This is a genomic window from Endozoicomonas gorgoniicola, from assembly GCF_025562715.2.
GTDB classification, from domain to species: Bacteria; Pseudomonadota; Gammaproteobacteria; order Pseudomonadales; family Endozoicomonadaceae; genus Endozoicomonas_A; species Endozoicomonas_A gorgoniicola.
The window spans coordinates 452,026-470,525 of the sequence record NZ_JAPFCC010000001.1 but is presented as its reverse complement, the minus strand read 5'-3'; the positions used below and the strand labels follow the sequence as shown (position 1 = coordinate 470,525).

The 18,500-nt window shown below is 49.6% G+C and carries 15 protein-coding genes; 10 read left to right on the top strand and 5 right to left on the bottom strand.

Translation table 11 applies throughout. The features are described 5' to 3' along the window. Positions 1-345 precede the first annotated feature (345 nt). Both NX722_RS02145 and mnmH read left to right on the top strand, forming a co-directional pair. Positions 346-2,289 (top strand): ubiquitin carboxyl-terminal hydrolase, encoded by a 1,944-nt coding sequence (locus NX722_RS02145; RefSeq protein WP_262566514.1) that lies wholly within the window; start codon positions 346-348, stop codon positions 2,287-2,289. Between the two features lie 65 nt (positions 2,290-2,354). Then, complete coding sequence (mnmH, locus tag NX722_RS02140; RefSeq protein ID WP_262566513.1) at positions 2,355-3,473, top strand: tRNA 2-selenouridine(34) synthase MnmH; 1,119 nt, start codon at positions 2,355-2,357, stop codon at positions 3,471-3,473. A 49-nt stretch (positions 3,474-3,522) separates the two neighbouring features. Here the strand turns inward: mnmH and NX722_RS02135 are convergent, their stop codons facing one another. After that, positions 3,523-4,446, bottom strand: a complete 924-nt coding sequence (locus NX722_RS02135) for a hypothetical protein (RefSeq protein ID WP_262566512.1) — start codon at positions 4,444-4,446, stop codon at positions 3,523-3,525. A 303-nt stretch (positions 4,447-4,749) separates the two neighbouring features. On the opposite strand from NX722_RS02135, the gene NX722_RS02130 reads away from it, so the two are divergent. Further along, entirely contained in the window at positions 4,750-5,910 is a 1,161-nt protein-coding gene (locus NX722_RS02130) for a MalY/PatB family protein (protein ID WP_262566511.1), read from the top strand. A gap of 190 nt (positions 5,911-6,100) precedes the next feature. Then, positions 6,101-7,123 (top strand): DUF481 domain-containing protein, encoded by a 1,023-nt coding sequence (locus tag NX722_RS02125; protein WP_262566510.1) that lies wholly within the window; start codon positions 6,101-6,103, stop codon positions 7,121-7,123. A gap of 26 nt (positions 7,124-7,149) precedes the next feature. Here NX722_RS02125 and NX722_RS02120 read toward each other — a convergent pair whose 3' ends face one another. Then, positions 7,150-8,802: an OTU domain-containing protein gene (locus NX722_RS02120; RefSeq protein WP_262566509.1), complete on the bottom strand. Its 1,653-nt coding sequence runs from the start codon at positions 8,800-8,802 to the stop codon at positions 7,150-7,152. A 236-nt stretch (positions 8,803-9,038) separates the two neighbouring features. On the opposite strand from NX722_RS02120, the gene NX722_RS02115 reads away from it, so the two are divergent. The 3 genes from NX722_RS02115 (at position 9,039) to sstT (ending at position 13,651) form a co-directional block, all read left to right on the top strand. After that, positions 9,039-9,683: a hypothetical protein gene (locus tag NX722_RS02115; RefSeq protein WP_262566508.1), complete on the top strand. Its 645-nt coding sequence runs from the start codon at positions 9,039-9,041 to the stop codon at positions 9,681-9,683. A 359-nt stretch (positions 9,684-10,042) separates the two neighbouring features. Further along, entirely contained in the window at positions 10,043-12,070 is a 2,028-nt protein-coding gene (locus tag NX722_RS02110; protein WP_262566507.1) for an NADPH-dependent 2,4-dienoyl-CoA reductase, read from the top strand. Positions 12,071-12,400: 330 nt separating this feature from the next. Continuing rightward, a complete protein-coding gene (gene sstT / locus NX722_RS02105; protein ID WP_262566506.1) occupies positions 12,401-13,651 on the top strand; it encodes a serine/threonine transporter SstT in 1,251 nt (416 codons plus the stop codon). A gap of 180 nt (positions 13,652-13,831) precedes the next feature. Here sstT and NX722_RS02100 read toward each other — a convergent pair whose 3' ends face one another. Continuing rightward, on the bottom strand, positions 13,832-14,440 hold the full coding sequence (locus tag NX722_RS02100) for a C58 family peptidase (protein ID WP_262566505.1): 609 nt from the start codon (positions 14,438-14,440) through the stop codon (positions 13,832-13,834). Positions 14,441-14,479: 39 nt separating this feature from the next. On the opposite strand from NX722_RS02100, the gene NX722_RS02095 reads away from it, so the two are divergent. From NX722_RS02095 to NX722_RS02085, 3 genes are all read left to right on the top strand, one after another. Beyond that, the gene (locus NX722_RS02095) at positions 14,480-14,740 is read left to right on the top strand and encodes a hypothetical protein (RefSeq protein WP_262566504.1); all 261 of its coding nucleotides are present in this window, start codon (positions 14,480-14,482) and stop codon (positions 14,738-14,740) included. Positions 14,741-14,746: 6 nt separating this feature from the next. After that, a complete protein-coding gene (locus NX722_RS02090) occupies positions 14,747-15,316 on the top strand; it encodes a GNAT family N-acetyltransferase (RefSeq protein WP_262566503.1) in 570 nt (189 codons plus the stop codon). 191 nt (positions 15,317-15,507) lie between these two features. Continuing rightward, positions 15,508-16,890, top strand: a complete 1,383-nt coding sequence (locus NX722_RS02085) for a YjiH family protein (protein ID WP_262566502.1) — start codon at positions 15,508-15,510, stop codon at positions 16,888-16,890. 124 nt (positions 16,891-17,014) lie between these two features. Here NX722_RS02085 and NX722_RS02080 read toward each other — a convergent pair whose 3' ends face one another. Together NX722_RS02080 and NX722_RS02075 are read right to left on the bottom strand one after the other, a co-directional pair. Next, positions 17,015-17,218: a hypothetical protein gene (locus tag NX722_RS02080; protein WP_262566501.1), complete on the bottom strand. Its 204-nt coding sequence runs from the start codon at positions 17,216-17,218 to the stop codon at positions 17,015-17,017. A 308-nt stretch (positions 17,219-17,526) separates the two neighbouring features. Further along, positions 17,527-18,462 carry a hypothetical protein gene (locus tag NX722_RS02075; RefSeq protein ID WP_262566500.1) on the bottom strand — a complete coding sequence of 312 codons (936 nt, stop codon included), beginning with the start codon at positions 18,460-18,462 and terminating at the stop codon, positions 17,527-17,529. Positions 18,463-18,500: the final 38 nt, after the last annotated feature.

Here is an 18,500-nt window from a genome sequence, read left to right as displayed (position 1 = left end):
GCGAACGCATGTCGGGCAACCCATACCAGGGGTTGCCGTAAAACCATCATAGAGCAATAGAAAAAGCAATGACAGTGGCAGGCCGATCACTCGACCCGGCCAGAAATAAGCGGCACATTGTGAGAACTTGGCGAGCAGTTTGCAAGTGCAGTAAAAGGATTTATCAGGGCTGAAACGCCTGCAACTCAACAAGCTGGCAAGCAGCGCTTAACGTTTAGTTATTACATCTAACAAGGCAGCACTATCCTGACGGAACTTTACCCCTTTATGTAACTCCTATTTAACTGAACGACTAGTCATAACGACTATTCATAGCAAATAGAGCTGCTGTTCGGAGATTCGGGTATGGATGCAGGCTACTCACAAATCACTCGATGGAAGCATCAGTGTGACGACCTTATAAGAAAGGGCTACAAGGATTACAGTCCAACTCTTGACGATCAGGGCCAGTTATTACCAGCCTGGTCTTTTATGGGGCTGAAATGGCAGAACATTGAAGCACTGGAACAACGCTTCACCTATTTTTCTTTTGTCGCTGACCAAATGGCATCGGCTCTGGGCCAAATAGAGCCAAGACTTCTGACCATGCGAAAAATACAGCTGGCTGAAACCGTGAGACCCGAACGTTATGAGGCAGAAGCAAAAAAGGCTGAACAGGACTTCAATAATAAAGAAGCCGTTCAAGAGCAGGTCAGTGCATTTTCAAGTACTACTCTGGAAAGCCTTGCTGAACAGCTGGAAAAGACTCTGAATACCCCCGGCGCACAAATACTGGGCGCAATGGACAAGCTTGAAACATTTTTTAATGGCCTTTGTGACCCCGCCTCAAAGGTCAACCTGACATCCCCCGAAGGAAAAAGAGAGTTCCACAGCTTACTGGCAGACATTTATGGGCGCATAAGCTTTACCTGCTTTTCCAGACATGGCAACACCTTACCGACAACCCTTGAAGAAGAACAACAGCAACTGACCCTTCTGAAAAAAGTTCTGAATTTCTATCTGATCGAAACTGAAAATACCAAGCTGCCTGACTTCCTTAATGAACAAGCAAGAAGCCTCCACTTGCCGGCCGTGAAAGACGAAATGCTGAATTTTCTGAAAACAAAGGAAGATTCCATTAAAGCCAGAATTACCCCGTGTAATCCCCCACAGATTCCTGTTGCGGAAGCGCCCGGGGACGAACAAACTGTCAAAGCCAGCCAGGGCGCCATCCCTGTCGATAAAATGCCATTCATAGCGGTTACTCCAGCCAATACACCCGGTTTCAGAAACCACAACGGCGTCAATTGCTTTGCCAATGCCGCTTTGAAACAAATCATTGTAGGCCTTGCTCCAGAAGACCTGTTGAATATTCAAGAGGCCTTTGTCGGAAAACCATCTGAGCAGAAAGATGTCATGACGTCCTTCCTGAAACTTGCCAACGCTGTTATTGCACAGCGAACGGGTCATACCGTTGATACCGATGTTGATACACTCCAGCAGACCCTGCTTGAAAACCTGGTTCTGTTCGGCCTCTTAGTAGACTCCCACGAAGCTCGGACGATGAAGACTCTGCTGGTCGAGGGTGGCAAGAGCCAACAGGACTCTCAGGCATTTGCAGCCTGCCTGATTGATCTGCTGGGACTCAGGGACTCAACTCAGGAACTGTGTCGCTTCGAGACCACCTGCAGCCTTGAAGACAACCGTCGACGACACCACACAGGACATTCCACGCTGTATTATCCAATAACCCTGAAAACAGGTTCGTCTCTGGTCAACTGCTTCGAGCCTGAGTCAGAGGTGATGGATGGCGACAACAAAGTCGAATGGGAAGACAAGCGCATTACAAATGAGAACGGCATTCAGGTTGAGCATGTCACAAAAACAAAATTGAGCTCACTCAAAACAGCCAGTCTGGGCAACCCGGCTCCTCAGGACATGCGGCGCATTCGCATTCAGGCAAAGCTGTTTGATTACGACTGGGCGAGACAGAAGGGGCTTCGCTCAACCAAAGCGGCAAGAGAGTTTATTCTCAATCAGACGGAAACACGTCTTCCAATCCTGAATACCGAGACTTTAAATACCGAACAGGTGCCTTTTAAAATTCATTCGGTCGTAGTGCATCTGGGAGGAGAATCAGTTGACTCTGGTCATTATGTCACTCTTGAACACCAGAATAACCACTGGTATCTACATGACGACCGTTTTGTGACAGAACTGCCCAATGGCATTGAAGGCTACCTTAAAGAACACCCTGGCGCAGCCCCTTACCTGATCGATATGGTCAGGAACAATACTCCATCGCCATAATCCGAACTTGCGCTAACCACCTGTTTAATACCAAACTACTTCGTTTTGCCTGACTAATGTTTAGTATGAGCCAGACGCGATCGGATACCGACGACTTTAAAATCCTGTTCCTGAACGACACACCGCTGATGGATGTGCGAGCTCCTGTGGAGTTTGAACAGGGTGCTTTTCCAACCGCACAGAATGTTCCTCTTCTCGATAACCACCAGCGCGAGCTAATCGGCACCCGATATAAGCAGGAAGGGCAGGATGCCGCCTTCGCCCTGGGTTATGAACTGGCGACCGATGACGTTCGTAAAGCCCGCCTGCAGAGCTGGAAAGCATTCACCGACCAGCACCCCGAAGGCTACCTCTACTGTTTCCGTGGCGGCCAGCGTTCCCACCTGGCCCAGGCATGGCTGAAAGAGGCGGGCGTTAACTACCCGTTAATCAAGGGGGGGTACAAAGCCCTGCGCCGCTTCCTGATTGACGAGCTGGAAGCCTCGGTCGAGACCTGTTCGTTTGTTACCCTCAGTGGTAAAACCGGAACCGGCAAAACCCGCCTGCTCCAGAAAATCAGTGACAGCATCGACCTCGAAGGGCTGGCTAACCACCGTGGTTCCAGCTTTGGCCGTCGCTGTGGTGGACAACCTACCCAGATCAACTTTGAAAACCGTCTCTCCATTGCTCTGCTGAAACATCTGAATCAGAAGTCAGGACACCCTGCCTTGCTGGAAGACGAAAGCAAACTGATTGGTCGTTGCAGCCTGAGTCAGCCCATGCGGGATAAAATGCAGCAGTCGCCCATTATTCTGCTCGAAACCAGTGTGGAAGAACGGGTTGAGGTGGGCTTACAGGAGTACGTCCGGGACAACCTGGCTGACTTTATCAGAGTCTACGGGGAGGAATCAGGCTTTGAACAGTTTAGCGAAGGCCTGACCGGAAGCCTGTACCGCATTCGCAGACGTCTTGGCGGAGCCCGTTATCAGGCCTTGACCAACCTGCTGGACAGTGCCCTGCAGAATCATCGTGACAACAATGACATTAACGGTTACCGACCAATCATTGCCAGTCTGCTAACGGAATACTATGACCCGATGTATGAATATCAGCTGGAACAGAAACAAGGCAAGGTCATCTTCAGTGGCAACTACAATGACATCCTTGAAGCTTACCCGGAGCTGATTAGAAACCTTTATACCTGATGGCGTTCTGTCCGGAAGAAGTCAACACTCTTCCGGTCTGATTGTTATCTCAAATCTTGCGATAAAACAGCCACAACGCTAATCCTGACAGGGCAATGATGCTCCATTCAACCGTGTCAGGCCAGCGGGTTTCCAGCAGAAAGAACAGTACACCAATCATCAGAGGTTCCGACACCATTGCACCGGCCCGAACCGAATCACTGGCGTATGCCAGCCGGTTATTCCAGATAACCCGCGCCAGCAGAGTACAGAAGACACCGGCAAGTATCATCCCGAACCAGAAAACGTACCAGTTTCTGCCATCTGGCTGGGTGAACAGCCGCCACTCGCCTTCCCCAACCAGAGCCAGTGGCAACAGCACAATGAGGGCAAGGCTGGTACACAGCCCGGACATCATCAAATGGTTGGAACGGTCAATCCCCGAACACGCCCTGACAATCCAGACCTGGCGGCTTGCAGCACACAACCAGCAGCTTCCCGCCAGCAGCAGCCAGATAACACCGTTAGCAAACTGGTCTTTATTCGAGCTGTCTTCCACCAGGGCGGCTTTGTCAAACATCAGCAGCACCAGTGAACAGAACAGCATGAACAGAGCCAGCTTATGGCTGACCGGATAGTGTACGCCTTTACTGTGGTGAGACAGGCTGAATAAGATGGGCAGGGTTCCTACCAGCAAAAAGGCGGCCATGCCACCCAGTGACCGGATCGACAAAATCAAAAACAGGTAATAACCAATATGCCCTGTAAGCGCCAGAATTAAACCGTTTTGCCAGCGGGAGCGAGGGGCTGCGGTATCGTATCGTTTCAGGGTATCGCGCCGGTATGGCAGAACCAGCAGGGTCAGCAGGCCAAACACCAGAAAGCGGCCAAAGACAATTTCAACGGCAGAAAAATCAACCAGCCAGAGTGGCAAAATGCACAGAAAGCCAAGCAGGCCGCTGGCGAAAACAGAAAGAAATAAACCTTTTGACATCAGTATTACAGCAACTCCATTACAGCGACTCCATTACAGCGACCCCATTACAGCGACTGCGGAGGTTCTCTCTTTCAGAATTGTTCACAAACTGCCGCTTTGCCAGTCATCTCAGGGGGTCCAGTCTAGCCAAACAACCATTTATCGCCTGAGCTGCCGCTTCTCTAAGAAGTCTAATGCCCTTCTTTGCTGTCCAAGGTTGACTGTTATTGAGAAAATACAAAAAAACGGGTTTTAGAGTGTTGCTAATGCGATTAGTATTCAGGCAACAGGATCACAATCAGAACGCAGGAAGACAACACGGTGTCCGGAGAATTTAATCCTCTCTTTGATCCAAAGATTGATCGAACCAACACATCCAGCCTGAAATGGGATAAATATAAAAACCGGGACATTCTGCCCTTTTGGGTAGCCGATATGGATTTTCGTTCAGCTCCGGAGATTCTCGAAGCCCTGCACGACCGTATTGAACACGGTGTCTTTGGTTACACCAACGCCGGTGATGAGCTTGAAGAAGTGGTGGTTGACCGCTTCCGCAGCCTGTACCACATGGATATTGAAAAAGAGTGGCTGGTCTGGACACCCGGTCTGGTTACCGCTCTGAACATTGCCACCCGCAGCTACGCCGCTGAAGGCGAAACCGTAGCAGTACCCTACCCGGTTTATTACCCCTTTCTGATGGCACCCAAGCTGTCGGCGCGGGAAATGACTGGTCTGCGCTGGAAGCTGGTTAACAACAGGTGGCAACTGGATATTGAACAGTTTCAGAAGGATCTGAAAAGCGACACAAGGCTTTTAATGCTGTGCAATCCACAAAACCCTAATGGACGGGTCCTGACCCGGGAAGAGCTGGAAACCATTGACGCGGTCTGTCAGCAGCACAAACTGATTGTCTGTTCCGATGAAGTGCATTGCGACCTGATCCTCGACCCGAACTGTGAGCATATTCCCTATGCCTCTGTCAGTGACTACGCCCGGGAGCATTCTATTACCCTGATGTCGCCCTCCAAAACCTTCAACGTGGCAGGCTTTGGCTGCGCCTTTGCCGTTATTCCCAATGGCAGGCTGCGAATGCAGTTCCAGCGTACCCGCAAAGGTATTGTCCCCGATCCGGACAATATGCTGATCGGCTTCACCGCTGCCAAAGCGGCTTACCAGCACGGAGAAGCCTGGCGTCAGTGCCTGCTGGAATACCTGCGGGGCAACCACGATCTGCTACTTAGGGAAATCAATGCCATTGACGGCCTGAGCATGACACCACTGGAAGCGACCTATCTGGCCTGGATTGATGTCAGCGCACTGAAGCTGGATGACCCTCATGGATTCTTTGAACAGGCCGGTGTTGGCCTGTCTCCGGGAGAGCAGTTTGGCGATAAAAACTTTCTGCGGTTTAATTTTGGCTGCAACCGTGAGCTTTTAGAAGAAGGTATTCGTCGTATTCGTCAGGCGGTTGAGAGCCTTTAAACATCAAGCCTGCCCTTTCAGCCCTTTCAGCCCTTTGACAGAAAACGCTTCAGCAACTCAACCGCAACGGCGTCCTTCCCCACCAGCTGCCGTTGCTTGTTCTTACGCACTGCCAGAAGAATTTTGAACGCATGATAGCCATTTAACCTAATCTTTACCTGTTAATTTAATTATCGATGAGAGGTCGATAATGCACAGGTCTGGTCATCTATTTAAGGCTGTCGGGTTTGTCTATTGCCTGACATCCGCCGCTTATCTTAAAGCCGACAAAGTTGAGTTGCACAATGGCAGCGTGATAACTGGTCAGGTTCTCAGCATTAAAGACGATAAACTGGAGGTAGACAGTGGCTATGGCAAACTGCTTATACCACTGAAAGATATTGCTTCCATGGACTCTGAAAAGCCTGTGTGGATCCGGTTCAAAGGGGAAAGTTCATTTAGCCTATGGAAACTGGAAACCATTAATCAACAGCTTCAGCTGGTCAGCCCTGACGAGTCACAGATGCGCCCGGCCGATCCGTCAGAACTTGCCAGCGTCAGTAACATAGCCCCTGACAGCGATCAATGGCGCTGGTCTGGTAATGCCAATGCTTATCTGAGCTATCAGCGGGGCAATACCAAAAAAGACGCCTTTAATGCTGATGGTCAGTTCGCTGCCCGGGACTACAGGAATCGCAACACTCTGGACTGGAAATTTGATTACGAAGAAGACGATAAAAAAAAACTGAAAGACCGCTGGTTGCTGAAATACGGTTACAACCGTTTTCTTAATCCTGTCTGGTATCTGAGTGGAAATCTTGGCTGGGAAAAAGACACCATAAAATCATTGGATTACCGTACGTCGGCGGGCGTTGGCCTGGGTCATCAATTCTACGATGAACCCGATCTCAACCTGAGAATGGAACTGGGACCAAGCTATATCTGGGAAAAATTCTCAGACCCTGAAAAAAAGAACAACAGCGGAGCAGGCCAATGGAAACTCAACTACGACCAGCTGTTGTGGGATTGGGTGACCCTGTTCCATAACCAGGATATCTATTATCGCTTTAAAGAAAAGAGCTGGCTGTTCCAGACTTCCACTGGCTTCAGGGTTCAGCTCATTGATTTACTGCATCTTATTGTGAAACTGGATTATGACTATGATAACGACCCACAACCCGGCAAGAAAAAAGACGATAGCACTTTAATGTTTGGTCTGGGTGCCAGCTGGTAAATCAAACGTTTTGCAAACAACCTTTCTCAATGTTCGTCCTCCTCTGGGTCAGGGATTTGCCAATGACTCCACCCTTCCCGGGGCTGAAAATCATCGCTGTGAAACACAATGGTTCTGCCTTCACAGATGCTAATCGCCTGATAGCGATCAGCTTGCCAGTAATCTGGGTAATAACGATGGCCTAAAGCATGAATCACTGCCCGAATACGCCTAAGCACAACTTCATACTCTTTGATCTGGGACTTTATCATTGATCTGGCTAAGGACGCCTGAGGCATACCAAATAGCTCTGCCAGTTCCCGGTCAGATGACTGCAGAACCGATAAGGTCAGGCAATGATTCACCAGCTGGAAAGTATTTGCACTGACATAGAGACTAAACAGAATATGGTGCACAGGATTTGCTTTATCAAAGGGAATAACAACTCTTTCCTGCACCACTGAAATACGGGCGGGATGTTGTTGTCCGGATGGCAGAGAGGCAAATGAAGTGCCAGAAAAATCAAACTGTCTGGTACTGGTGGTATCAGACTTCTGACTGCAAGCCAGATACGAAGAATAAATCCCGGAAAATGTCAGCCCTCCTGAGCGCTGCACTATCCTGTTAATCAACCCTTGAAACAGTGAAAGTGTGTCCCAGACTAAGCGACGTGTCGGTAACAGCGATCCCATAAAATCTTTTGGTCTTACATTTGTCGCCGCCAGATAATTGCTCATGGAGGTTTCAATGATCCTGATGGTGGTCGGCAAAACCAGAGTTCGACTGACATCGTCAACCAGGCGGGTCGTTTGCTCAAAACGGTTATTGGCCCAGTGAAATCCGGGATCAGAGATATCATCTGACTCACTGATGGCATGATTCAGCTCAATCTTCATGTAGAGATACGCTTCCATCAGTGACGGCAAGCTGGCAGCAAAAATTATTTCCTGCAGAGCGCCCAGACTACCCCTGTCAAGAATCAAGAGGTCTTCCGGCACATATTCACCGACCAAATAGACCCACCCCTCACATAGCGTCGCATCATTGTCAGTTTCATCCAGATCAGGTCCTGTATGTTCAGCTGTCAGCTGTTCGTGCAGAACCCCTGAAACCTGGTCCCTGTATGCCTCCCAGCCAGAACCCCAGGACTGCAAGGAGTCATCTGTTTCCAGAGGCCACCACTCACTGCCCGCATGTACAAGCTGTATGGCAGGAATGCCTGCGTCTGCACCTTCTTCAATGGAAAACACTGGCAAAATGCTGTCGGGCGTTACCAGCAGGCTGTGTTCATCCACCCGTAAATCCTGATTCACATGCCATACCAGAACCGGCTGCCCCAACATCTGCACCATTGCCACCAGCTCAGGCATACCCGCCCAGCTGTCACGGTTGGCCAGTGAAGGAGGAGTAGAGGCAAGCTGATTTGCCAGAGTGCCAATGCTGCTGCCAACCACCGCATCACTTAAATGGGCTTCCAGCATAGGATGAGTGGAGGCACTGGCTTCATTACTCAGGAAGGTGCGCAGACGCTCGAACAGTGGACGTCCGCCTGTTTCTTCACCTATCGCCTTTGCCACGGCATGATAAAAACAAAAACCATCGTGCCGAACTTTAACCAGACCAATGTGGACGTTCATTCCTGCCACACACTGGCTGGCTTGAATGGCTACAACAACAAAAACTTTCTGTAAGGTTTTCATGAAGCAAGCCGGAAGAAACCTGACCAAATGCAAACCATATTCTGACTATTAGGGGAGTTATATATAGACTATCGACATTAAGAACAGTACAACATTGTTGTCACCCTCTTCCTGCGCCTTTAGGGTTTCGCGACAGCCTCCTTCGCGGGGATGACGAAGGTTTTGCATGCATGGTTTTTAGCGCTTAGCTGCACTAAGTTAATCGTGTGCAGTAACGAAAGAATGAGGTTTTACTGATGGATAGAATTTATATTGGAAACTTGCGGAAAGGTGACATTATCATTATGTCAAAAGGGGAGTCTGCATCTTCCGGCCTGTTTACCCATGCAGCCATAATTTCTCAAATTCATAAAACGTACAGGCCTTATATTTTGGAGGTTACAGCTTTGGGTTTTGAGAGAAGCCTGTATCAGCCCCATGCCGGCTGTGACTATGTGTATCGCTTAAAGGGTGCTCTCAATGAAGAGATTGCCGGCAAAGCCGCAACGATAGGCAATATTTGGGTTACCTGCTACCCGGATACAGAGTATCGCGGTCATACCCATACATTGAATCCCGGTGTTTACAACACCTCATCCATTCTCACGTCCTTTTTTGGAGACTCCTCCTATGGCAATAAAGCAATGGATTATGCAGAATACCTTCATAAGAGCTGCCAATCCAGTCCACCACGTGAACTTCGTCGCTCGGCACGTTTTTTTTCAGGGGCTATTTGCGCTTACCTGCCTATTGCTCTATACCAAGCTGCTATGGGGTCTGTAGATTGCATAGGCACAATGGAGATAGATGCCAGAAAGTCCCTGCCGCGCGATCTGGCAAGGTATTTAGACAACAATATATTATGGGTTTGTCTTGGCACCGCAACAAATCGTAGAACCTAACCTGTGATTTGAGTTACTACCAGTAAAAAAACCGCACAGGCTATTTTGTTGCTACCCATTCGGCTTTTTTTAATCAGCAGCGGCTAATCAGTGCTCGTGACCGTCCGGTCTATGCACATGCCCGTGCTCCAGTTGTAGGATACCGGCAGCACCGGTAATCACACACACTTTATCTTGTACCCGTCCCGTGGTTTAATCCTGCGGTTAGGCTTATGCAGCACTCTGTCGACCCGCTCAAAACGGATCATCGTCCATCAGGACTATCACTAAGGCCGACCAATAACAGCTACCAGAAAAGACTATGCAGAATGGCTGCGATATACTCGGTCAAAATAACAAAAAACCACTGGGGAATAACGATGTCAGCTGAAGTACACCCACTGTATCCAAATCTCTTCCAGCCTCTGGACCTGGGTTTTACCACTCTGAAGAACCGCGTCATCATGGGCTCTATGCACACCTATCTTGAAGAGCAGGGCAAGTTTAAAGAGCTGGGTGCCTACTACGCAGAACGGGCTAAAGGCGGCGCAGGACTGATTGTCTCAGGCGGAATTGCGCCCAACCAGGCAGCCGGAGGAATGCCCGGTGCCGCAGCCATGTGTACAGAGGCAGACGTCGACCACCATCTACCCCTGACCAAAGCAGTACATGACGAAGGCGGTAAAATCTGTATGCAGATTCTGCATACCGGCCGTTATGGGTTTCACCCGGACATTATTGCTCCCAGTGCCAGAAAATCACCGATCACTCCTTTTGTCCCCAAAGCCCTGACCAGTGACGAAGTCGAAAAAGAAATCAATGACTTTGTACACTGTGCAAAACTGTCACAGAAAGCGGGTTATGATGGCGTGGAAATTATGGGTTCCGAAGGTTATTTCCTCAATCAGTTCATCGCCAGGGAAGTGAATGAAAGGGACGATGAGTGGGGGGGCGACTACCACAACCGGATAAAACTTCCAGTAGAGGTCGTTCGTCGTACAAGACAGGCCGTTGGAGAACACTTTATCATCATTTATCGCCTGTCGATGCTTGATCTGGTTAAAGGTGGTAGCACCTGGGATGAAATTGTAGAGCTGGGCAAAGCCATTGAGCAGGCAGGCGCCACCATTATTAATACCGGAATTGGCTGGCACGAAGCCCGTATTCCCACCATTGCCACCATGGTTCCCCGGGCAGCATTTACGTCGGTCACTGCCCGAATCCGTTCAGAACTGTCAATACCGGTCATCACCTCAAACCGAATTAATATGCCCGACACAGCTGAGGAAGTTCTGAAAAAAGGCGACGCCGACCTTATATCCATGGCTCGCCCTTTCCTGGCAGACCCGGAATGGGTTAACAAGGCAGAACAACAGCACGCCGACGAGATCAATACCTGTATTGGCTGCAACCAGGCCTGCCTCGATCATGTTTTTCAGCTGAAGCCTGTCAGTTGTCTGGTCAATCCAAGAGCCTGTGATGAAACCCGGCTGAACTACCTGCCTGCTGAAACGCACAAAAAACTGGCCGTAGTCGGTGCAGGCCCGGCAGGGCTGGCTTTTGCAACAACGGCGGCATCAAGAGGGCATAAAGTCACTCTGTTTGAAGCGTCCGACCGGATTGGCGGGCAGTTTAACATTGCCAAAACGGTACCCGGCAAGGAAGAGTTCAATGAAACCCTGCGCTACTTCCAGCGCCAGATAGAGTTGACCGGAGTGACTCTGAGACTCAACACGAAAGTAGTCGCAAAAGACCTGGACACCAGTGATTTTGACGAAGTGATTGTCGCCACCGGTGTCACCCCGAGAACGCCTGATATCAAAGGCATCGACCATCCAAAAGTACTCAGTTATCTGGACGCTTTTCAGGGGGCTGAGGTGGGCAAGACTGTTGCCATTATCGGTGCCGGAGGCATCGGCTTTGACCTGTCAGAGTTCCTGACCCAGAACGGTTCGTCCACCAGCCTTGACCCGGTCGCCTTTATGGAGGAGTGGGGCGTTGATCTGGAGGTCAGGCACCGGGGTGGACTGGTGTCCGGACATGCGACCGAAACACCGGCACGTAAGGTTTATCTGTTACAGCGTAAAAGCCAGAAGCCGGGCAGCAATCTGGGTAAAACCACCGGCTGGATTCATCGCTCAACACTGGCCAGGCGCGGCGTAAAAATGCTGCACTCCTGCGAATACGAAAAAATTGATGATCAGGGGTTGCATATCAAAGTCGAAGGTCGGTCTGAAATCCTGCCCGTCGATCATGTGATTATCTGTGCCGGACAGGACCCTTTGAGAACTCTGGCTGACTCGATCAGTTCCAAGCCAGTTCACCTGATTGGAGGAGCGGATGTCGCTGCCGAGCTGGATGCCAAGCGTGCGATCAACCAGGGTTGCCATCTGGCTGCTGTTATCTAATCGGCTGCAATCCACACCCTGCCACTGCGCGCTATCAGGCTGTCAGACTCGACCAGGGCGGCAATCACCCGCCCAACAAAACACCAACCAGCAAGATAATAAACTGTCAAATCATTTTTTATGGTATTTAACCTCATAAAAACAATGATTTGCAGCAATATCATTCAGGGCCATCTCTCTTATATAATCATCACCATGACTTTCTGGCATGTACCATGTCACCATCGAGGTGCCATTGAGTCTATTCCTGATCATCAGTACAACAAGAGCAACAAGCCTGTGCTCAGGTCGTTACCTATTTTAAAAGTAAAGAAAAAGAGGGAGTTCTAAATGAATCAAGCTCAGTCGCTGTTTGAGCGAATAACGAGCATCAGCCTGGTACTCAGAATCGTTATCGGTATTGCTCTGGGTACGCTCATTGCCGTAGCCTCTCCGGCTACCGCTGACTCTGTTGCCATTCTTGGCTCGCTGTTTGTACGAGCCCTGCAAGCCGTGGCGCCTATACTGGTATTTGTCCTGGTAATGTCGTCTATTGCCAACCAGAAAAAAGACCAGCACAGTAACATTCGCCCTGTTGTTACCCTGTACCTGATTGGTACTCTGGCAGCCGCCTTCACTGCCGTAGCCCTGAGCTACCTGTCTCCGGTAACGTTGAGTCTGGCAACAGAAAGTGCCAGTGCCACGCCACCGGAAGGTATCGGGGAAGTTCTGAACACCCTGCTGTTCCGAATCGTCCAGAACCCCGTAGAAGCATTGCTGAATGGTAACTTCATCGGCATTCTGGCCTGGGCTATTGGTCTGGGTATTGTGCTGCGCCACGCTTCCGAAACCACTAAAACGACCCTGCAAGACGTGTCCGACGCTGTTTCCAGCATTGTTCGCTTTGTGATTCAGCTGGCACCTTTCGGTATCTTTGGTCTGGTGGCAGACACCATTGCCTCTACCGGTTTCTCGGTACTGCTGGGGTATTCGCACCTGCTGGTGATTCTGGTGGGCAGCATGCTGATCATCGCGCTGGGGGTTAACCCGCTGATCGTCTTCCTGAAGACCCGCCAGAACCCATATCCGCTGGTGCTGCGCTGCATCCGTGAAAGTGGTGTTACAGCGTTCTTTACCCGCAGCTCTGCGGCCAACATCCCGGTTAACATGCAGCTGTGTAAAAACCTGAAACTGCATGAAGATACTTATTCTGTCTCCATTCCTCTGGGTGCCACCATCAATATGGGGGGTGCTGCGATCACAATCACTGTGATGACTCTGGCAGCGGTTAACACTCTGGGTATTCAGGTGGATATCGCTACTGCCTTTATCCTGAGTGTGGTGGCTGCTGTGTCTGCCTGCGGAGCTTCTGGTGTTGCCGGTGGTTCTCTGCTGCTGATACCTCTCGCCTGCAGCCTGTTTGGTATTCCCAACGAAGTGGCCATGCAGGTGGTGGCTGTCGGCTTTATTATCGGTGTGATTCAGGATTCTGTTGAAACTGCGCTGAACAGCTCTACCGACGTAGTCTTCACGGCTACAGCCTGCATTGCTGCCGAACGGAACGGTTCAACCGTTGTTTCCGAACAACAGGCTGAAGCCTGATCATAAATCCGGTTTAATTGCACCTGGTTGTAGTTACCATCTCTCTGAATCAGCTTCAAATAGCTACTCAAGCTATTTGGGGCTGTTTTCAGCATGAACATAAGCCGATGTGGCATCGAACCTGAAACGAAAACAACAGAACCTGAAAAAACAAATTGGCCTATTGTATTGTCATCTGCTTCACAAATCCGACTTCACGGAAAGAATTCCCCACTCTCTACCCACGTTCCACTGCGCGCTAACGAGAAACTCCCTCATGTACTGTTCAAAACTCGATACATCCGAGAATTGAAACAGACCTTCGTCCGGGTCAAACATTTGCAGGATTTTACCTTCACACCGCATACCTACCATATGACTATAATTATCCGGCTGACAGAAAGAAAATAACGAATAGCCCGCTTTAGTTAACGCCCAGTTAACAATTTGCTCAGGGGAAAAAAAGCCTGTTCCTCTGATACCTTCTGCCGGTATCAGGTTCTGGCTGTGGAGCAAAGGAATAATAACGTCAAGTCGGCCTTTCCCTCCACTGTTGGGGATAGTCCTCCTTGCGTAGGCTGCCTGCACGATTGCCATCAAATGCTGACTACCCAACTCAGTAGCCCTGCAAATGCCTTTTTCTCCCGAGTCGATACTTTTTCTCAACCATGTCACGGTCATGGCAGCGCATAGACCAGCATGACTATCGAGGTAATAAGCGATTATCCGGGCAGGCTGTTTAAGTTTCTCTTTACGCCATGTGGCGAACACTGAATGAATGTTAGCGATTGTAAAAACACTGTATACCATAACAACCAGCCTTTTGATCTTTAACCCAAAAGAGCGAGGATGGAAAACGCAATCCCTGCCCGGGTGGTCGAGCTGCATCGTTCTATTATTGTCGTCCAGACCGAAGACAAACGCCTTACACTGCCTGTTATCCCTGATATGACTGGAATAACTGTGGGTGACTGGCTGCTGGATACTCCCGGCATGCGTGAACAGTCTCTGAATTCCGCAACCCTTGCTCAAAAGCGAGCCTGGGATAAATCCCTGAGCCGGTTATACCGTAGTGTTCAGGGTGAATCCCGTCGCAGAAAGAAAGGATAAATCATCATGGAAATAATGATACATAAACTGCTTCAGGGTATTCCCTATCCCCTGGATGATAACTATCAACTGTCGTTGATTACCAAAGCCGATATTGATGATCTGGTCATGATGCTACAGGACGACGAGGTCACAGAGTATCTCTGGTTTGCCCCCGCACCTGAACAGTTCTACTGGGAGTATTTCGCTCCCATGGCTGAGCAGAATGCCATGGCCATTAAAGGAGAATGTGAGCCATTGATGGCGCTGATCATCCGCGATACCCATACCCGGGCATTTGCCGGTATGGCCGCCATCATCCCCATGGGAATGATTCCCGGTGTTTATGAAATTGGCTACCAGCTGGATCGAAGCTTCTGGGGCAAAGGACTGGCAACCCGCGTCAGTCGTCTGTTGCTCCGCTATGGTTTTGAGCATCTGAATGCACACAAGATCGTTGCCGATTGCTACGCCAGCAACAAAGGCTCAGAACGGGTGATGCAGAAAATAGGAATGACCAAGGAGGGTCATCAGAAAGACTTCTACCCCTATCGGGGTGGACTGGAAGACCGTATACATTACGGCATCAGCAAATAGCCCATATTCAACAATTCAACGCGTACATCGAGAATTACTATTCACTTAATGAGCATAATAATTTGCATATAATTTTATTTTTATTGCATAATCACCCCGCACGATCAGAGAGGTATCCGATTAAGTTGGATATTCAGGCAGTGAAGGCCAGCCCTTCATGAATAGAAGTTACTGGGGAAAGGAGGCTAGTCATGAAGCAGTTTGCAGCCCTAAGCACCAACAACAGACAGCCGTATGGACTGTCAGAATGGATGACATTTGTTATCCCTTCACTGCTCGGGGTTCTGTTATTCATCACTCCCGTCAGCGCCGGTGAACAGTTCACTATCCCTGTTGCACTGCTGGCATCCGCTTTAAAAAGTGCCATAGGCGACACCCTTTCGCCATTAATCACGCTGATTATTATCTTTACCGGATTAATGACACTCGCAACAAAAGCGTTCAAACCCGGTTTTATCAGCCATTCCGCATTCCTGTCAGGCCTGTTTGATGTCAGCCCTGTCTGGTGCTTTGTACGCCTTCTGGGCATGGTCTTTGCCATCCTCAGCCTGTTTGAAATGGGACCTGCTGCTATCTGGTCAGAAGACACTGGTGGTATGGTGCTGTTTAGTCTGTTGCCCACCTTGTTTTCTGTCTTTATTTTTGCCGGTCTGCTGTTGCCATTATTAATGAATTTTGGCCTGCTGGAACTGCTGGGGTCCCTGATGACAAAAATCATGAGACCGGTGTTTGGACTGCCGGGTCGTGCTGCTATTGACTGTATTGCCTCCTGGCTGGGCGACGGCAGTGTCGGTATTCTGATGACCAGTAAACAGTATGAAACCAGCCATTACACCCAGCGGGAAGCTGCCGTTATTGGCACGACATTCTCGGCCGTTTCCATTACCTTCTCTCTGGTGGTTATTGCTCAGGTGGGACTGGAACACATGTTTGGCCCTTTCTACCTGACAGTCTGCCTGGCAGGCATTGTGGCAGCCATCATCGTTCCAAAACTGCCCCCTCTGTCCAATAAGAAAGACCTGTACATTTCCGGCGAAGCACGTAAAGCAGACAGTGAAGTGATCCCTGTGGGCCAGAGCGCACTTTCCTGGGGCGTCAGCAATGCCATCAACAAAGCCACTGAAGCAGATAATCATCCTGTCAAAGTATTTAAAGACGGCTTAAAGAATGCCATCGACATGGTGTTTGGCGTGCTGCCAGTCGTGATGGGTATCGGTACTGTTGCCCTGATCCTTGCTGAATACACACCTGTTTTCGACTATCTGGGCATGCCTTTCATCCCGTTGCTGGAACTGCTGCAGATTCCAGAGGCAGAGCTGGCTTCCAGAACCATGGTGGTTGGCTTTGCAGATATGTTTGTTCCGTCCATTCTGGCTGCATCCATCGAAACAGAAATGACCCGGTTTGTGATTGCTGCTCTGTCCCTGACACAGCTGATCTATCTGTCTGAAGTCGGCGCTCTGCTGCTGGGTAGCAAGGTGCCTGTCTCCCTGGGTGAGCTGTTCATGATCTTTATCCTGAGAACCCTGGTCACCCTGCCAGTGATTGCAGCCATGGCTCACCTGTTCTTCTGAAGCCGACCCGTTCTTCTGAAACCCCAAAGTACTCTTCTGATAAGCGAAAGCCCCTGACCTAAGGGGCTTTTCCAGATTTCCACAACAGAAGTCAATCGGTACACCGATTCACCTGGTAATTAAGTCAGCGGTCTCCACCAGTGCGACGATATTTGGGCTTCTCTTGTCTGACAGGCACAGTGTTATTCTTTTTCACATCACGCTTAACCTTGCAATATGCAGGCTGTGGGTAGTGTTCCCACCGACAGGGATTCGGGCCATCATTGGCCATGGCCTGAGCAGATGCCATTCCGAAAACAAGCGCTATTGAACCAACAACTTTCTTCATAATCACCACCTCCTGTGTGGTACTGTTTGCTGAGAGTGACTGAAGAAGTATCGGCTGAAGTTTTGTGGCTTGAATGCAAACGAGCCTTGTTTGGAAAGCCCGTTTTGAATGGCTGACCGTTAACGAATTACTGAAACAGTTCCTGATGAGTACTCAGATTTGAGCGACACAAGCCGTTTTTCAGCTTTGGAGTGGGAGATAGTGGTTCCATCTTTGTAGTAGGCATCAGTACGAAACCGCAGGTTATTGTTATAGACAAAACGTGAGGTTTGGGAGCCGGGTTAGGAAGTGGGATTTAATAGTGAGATTTAATAGCGGCTTCCGGCAATGTCCTTTCGCCGGACAAAAATAACATTGTAATCATTTATCGTAGAAAACCAGTTAACCAGAGAACTGACCGCAAAAGCAGCGTACTCCTTCCCCTGATAATATTGCGAATTAAATCCCATATACATCAGTCCCTGTAAGTGGTGAATACTCCATTTCAGAAGCCTGCCATAGTCGAGTAACAATACCTCTCCGGTTTCAGGGCTATAACCAGCAATATTCAGGTAGTGCCACTGCAAGGCACCCGATACAACCAGCGGAATAATCCCCTCTCCCCTGTCCAGATGCGCAGTGACCTGCTGCCACAGATTATTAAAGTTATTTGTGCCGTAATAAACAAATTCCAGCCCATGCATGCCACTGCCAATTTCAGCATAAGCGTTCATATACTGAGCCAGCCATTCAGGGGGAGCCCCGGTTTTAAGACCCCAGCCGGACAGGCTGGATTGAACGACCCCGGGAACTCTCAACATCAAGAGCAGATTGTAAACATTTTTAAAACCGTAGGTGTTATAGGACATGGCATCATCGTACTGATGGTCATGGTAGGCTCCCAGCCCTTTAGGTACCCCAAGGGCAAAACGGGTGTACTCAACATTACTGGTAAACAGCGTTCTGCCAGTCACCAGGCTCACTGCACGAGTCACGGCATTTGGCCCACAGGACCAGCCAGCCAGGTCCCAATACTGCAAAGGGGTGGGAGCCGGAACTGCCATACTCGACACGATCAGTCGTTCATTGCTGAATCGGTGCCAGCCTGTTCCGGCCAGCTGGTCTTTCATGCGAATGACTTTATATTGTATCTCCTGAACACTCTGTTCCCGGGTTAATTCCGGTGCAGGAGGGAGGTACTTTAAGTGGGGCAAACTTGCCAGCGAAAGAAAGAACAGCAGTTGTTTTGCAAACCAGGGGGTCATTTATCACCTTGTTGTTGTCTGGCAGTCCCTGCCCTGTG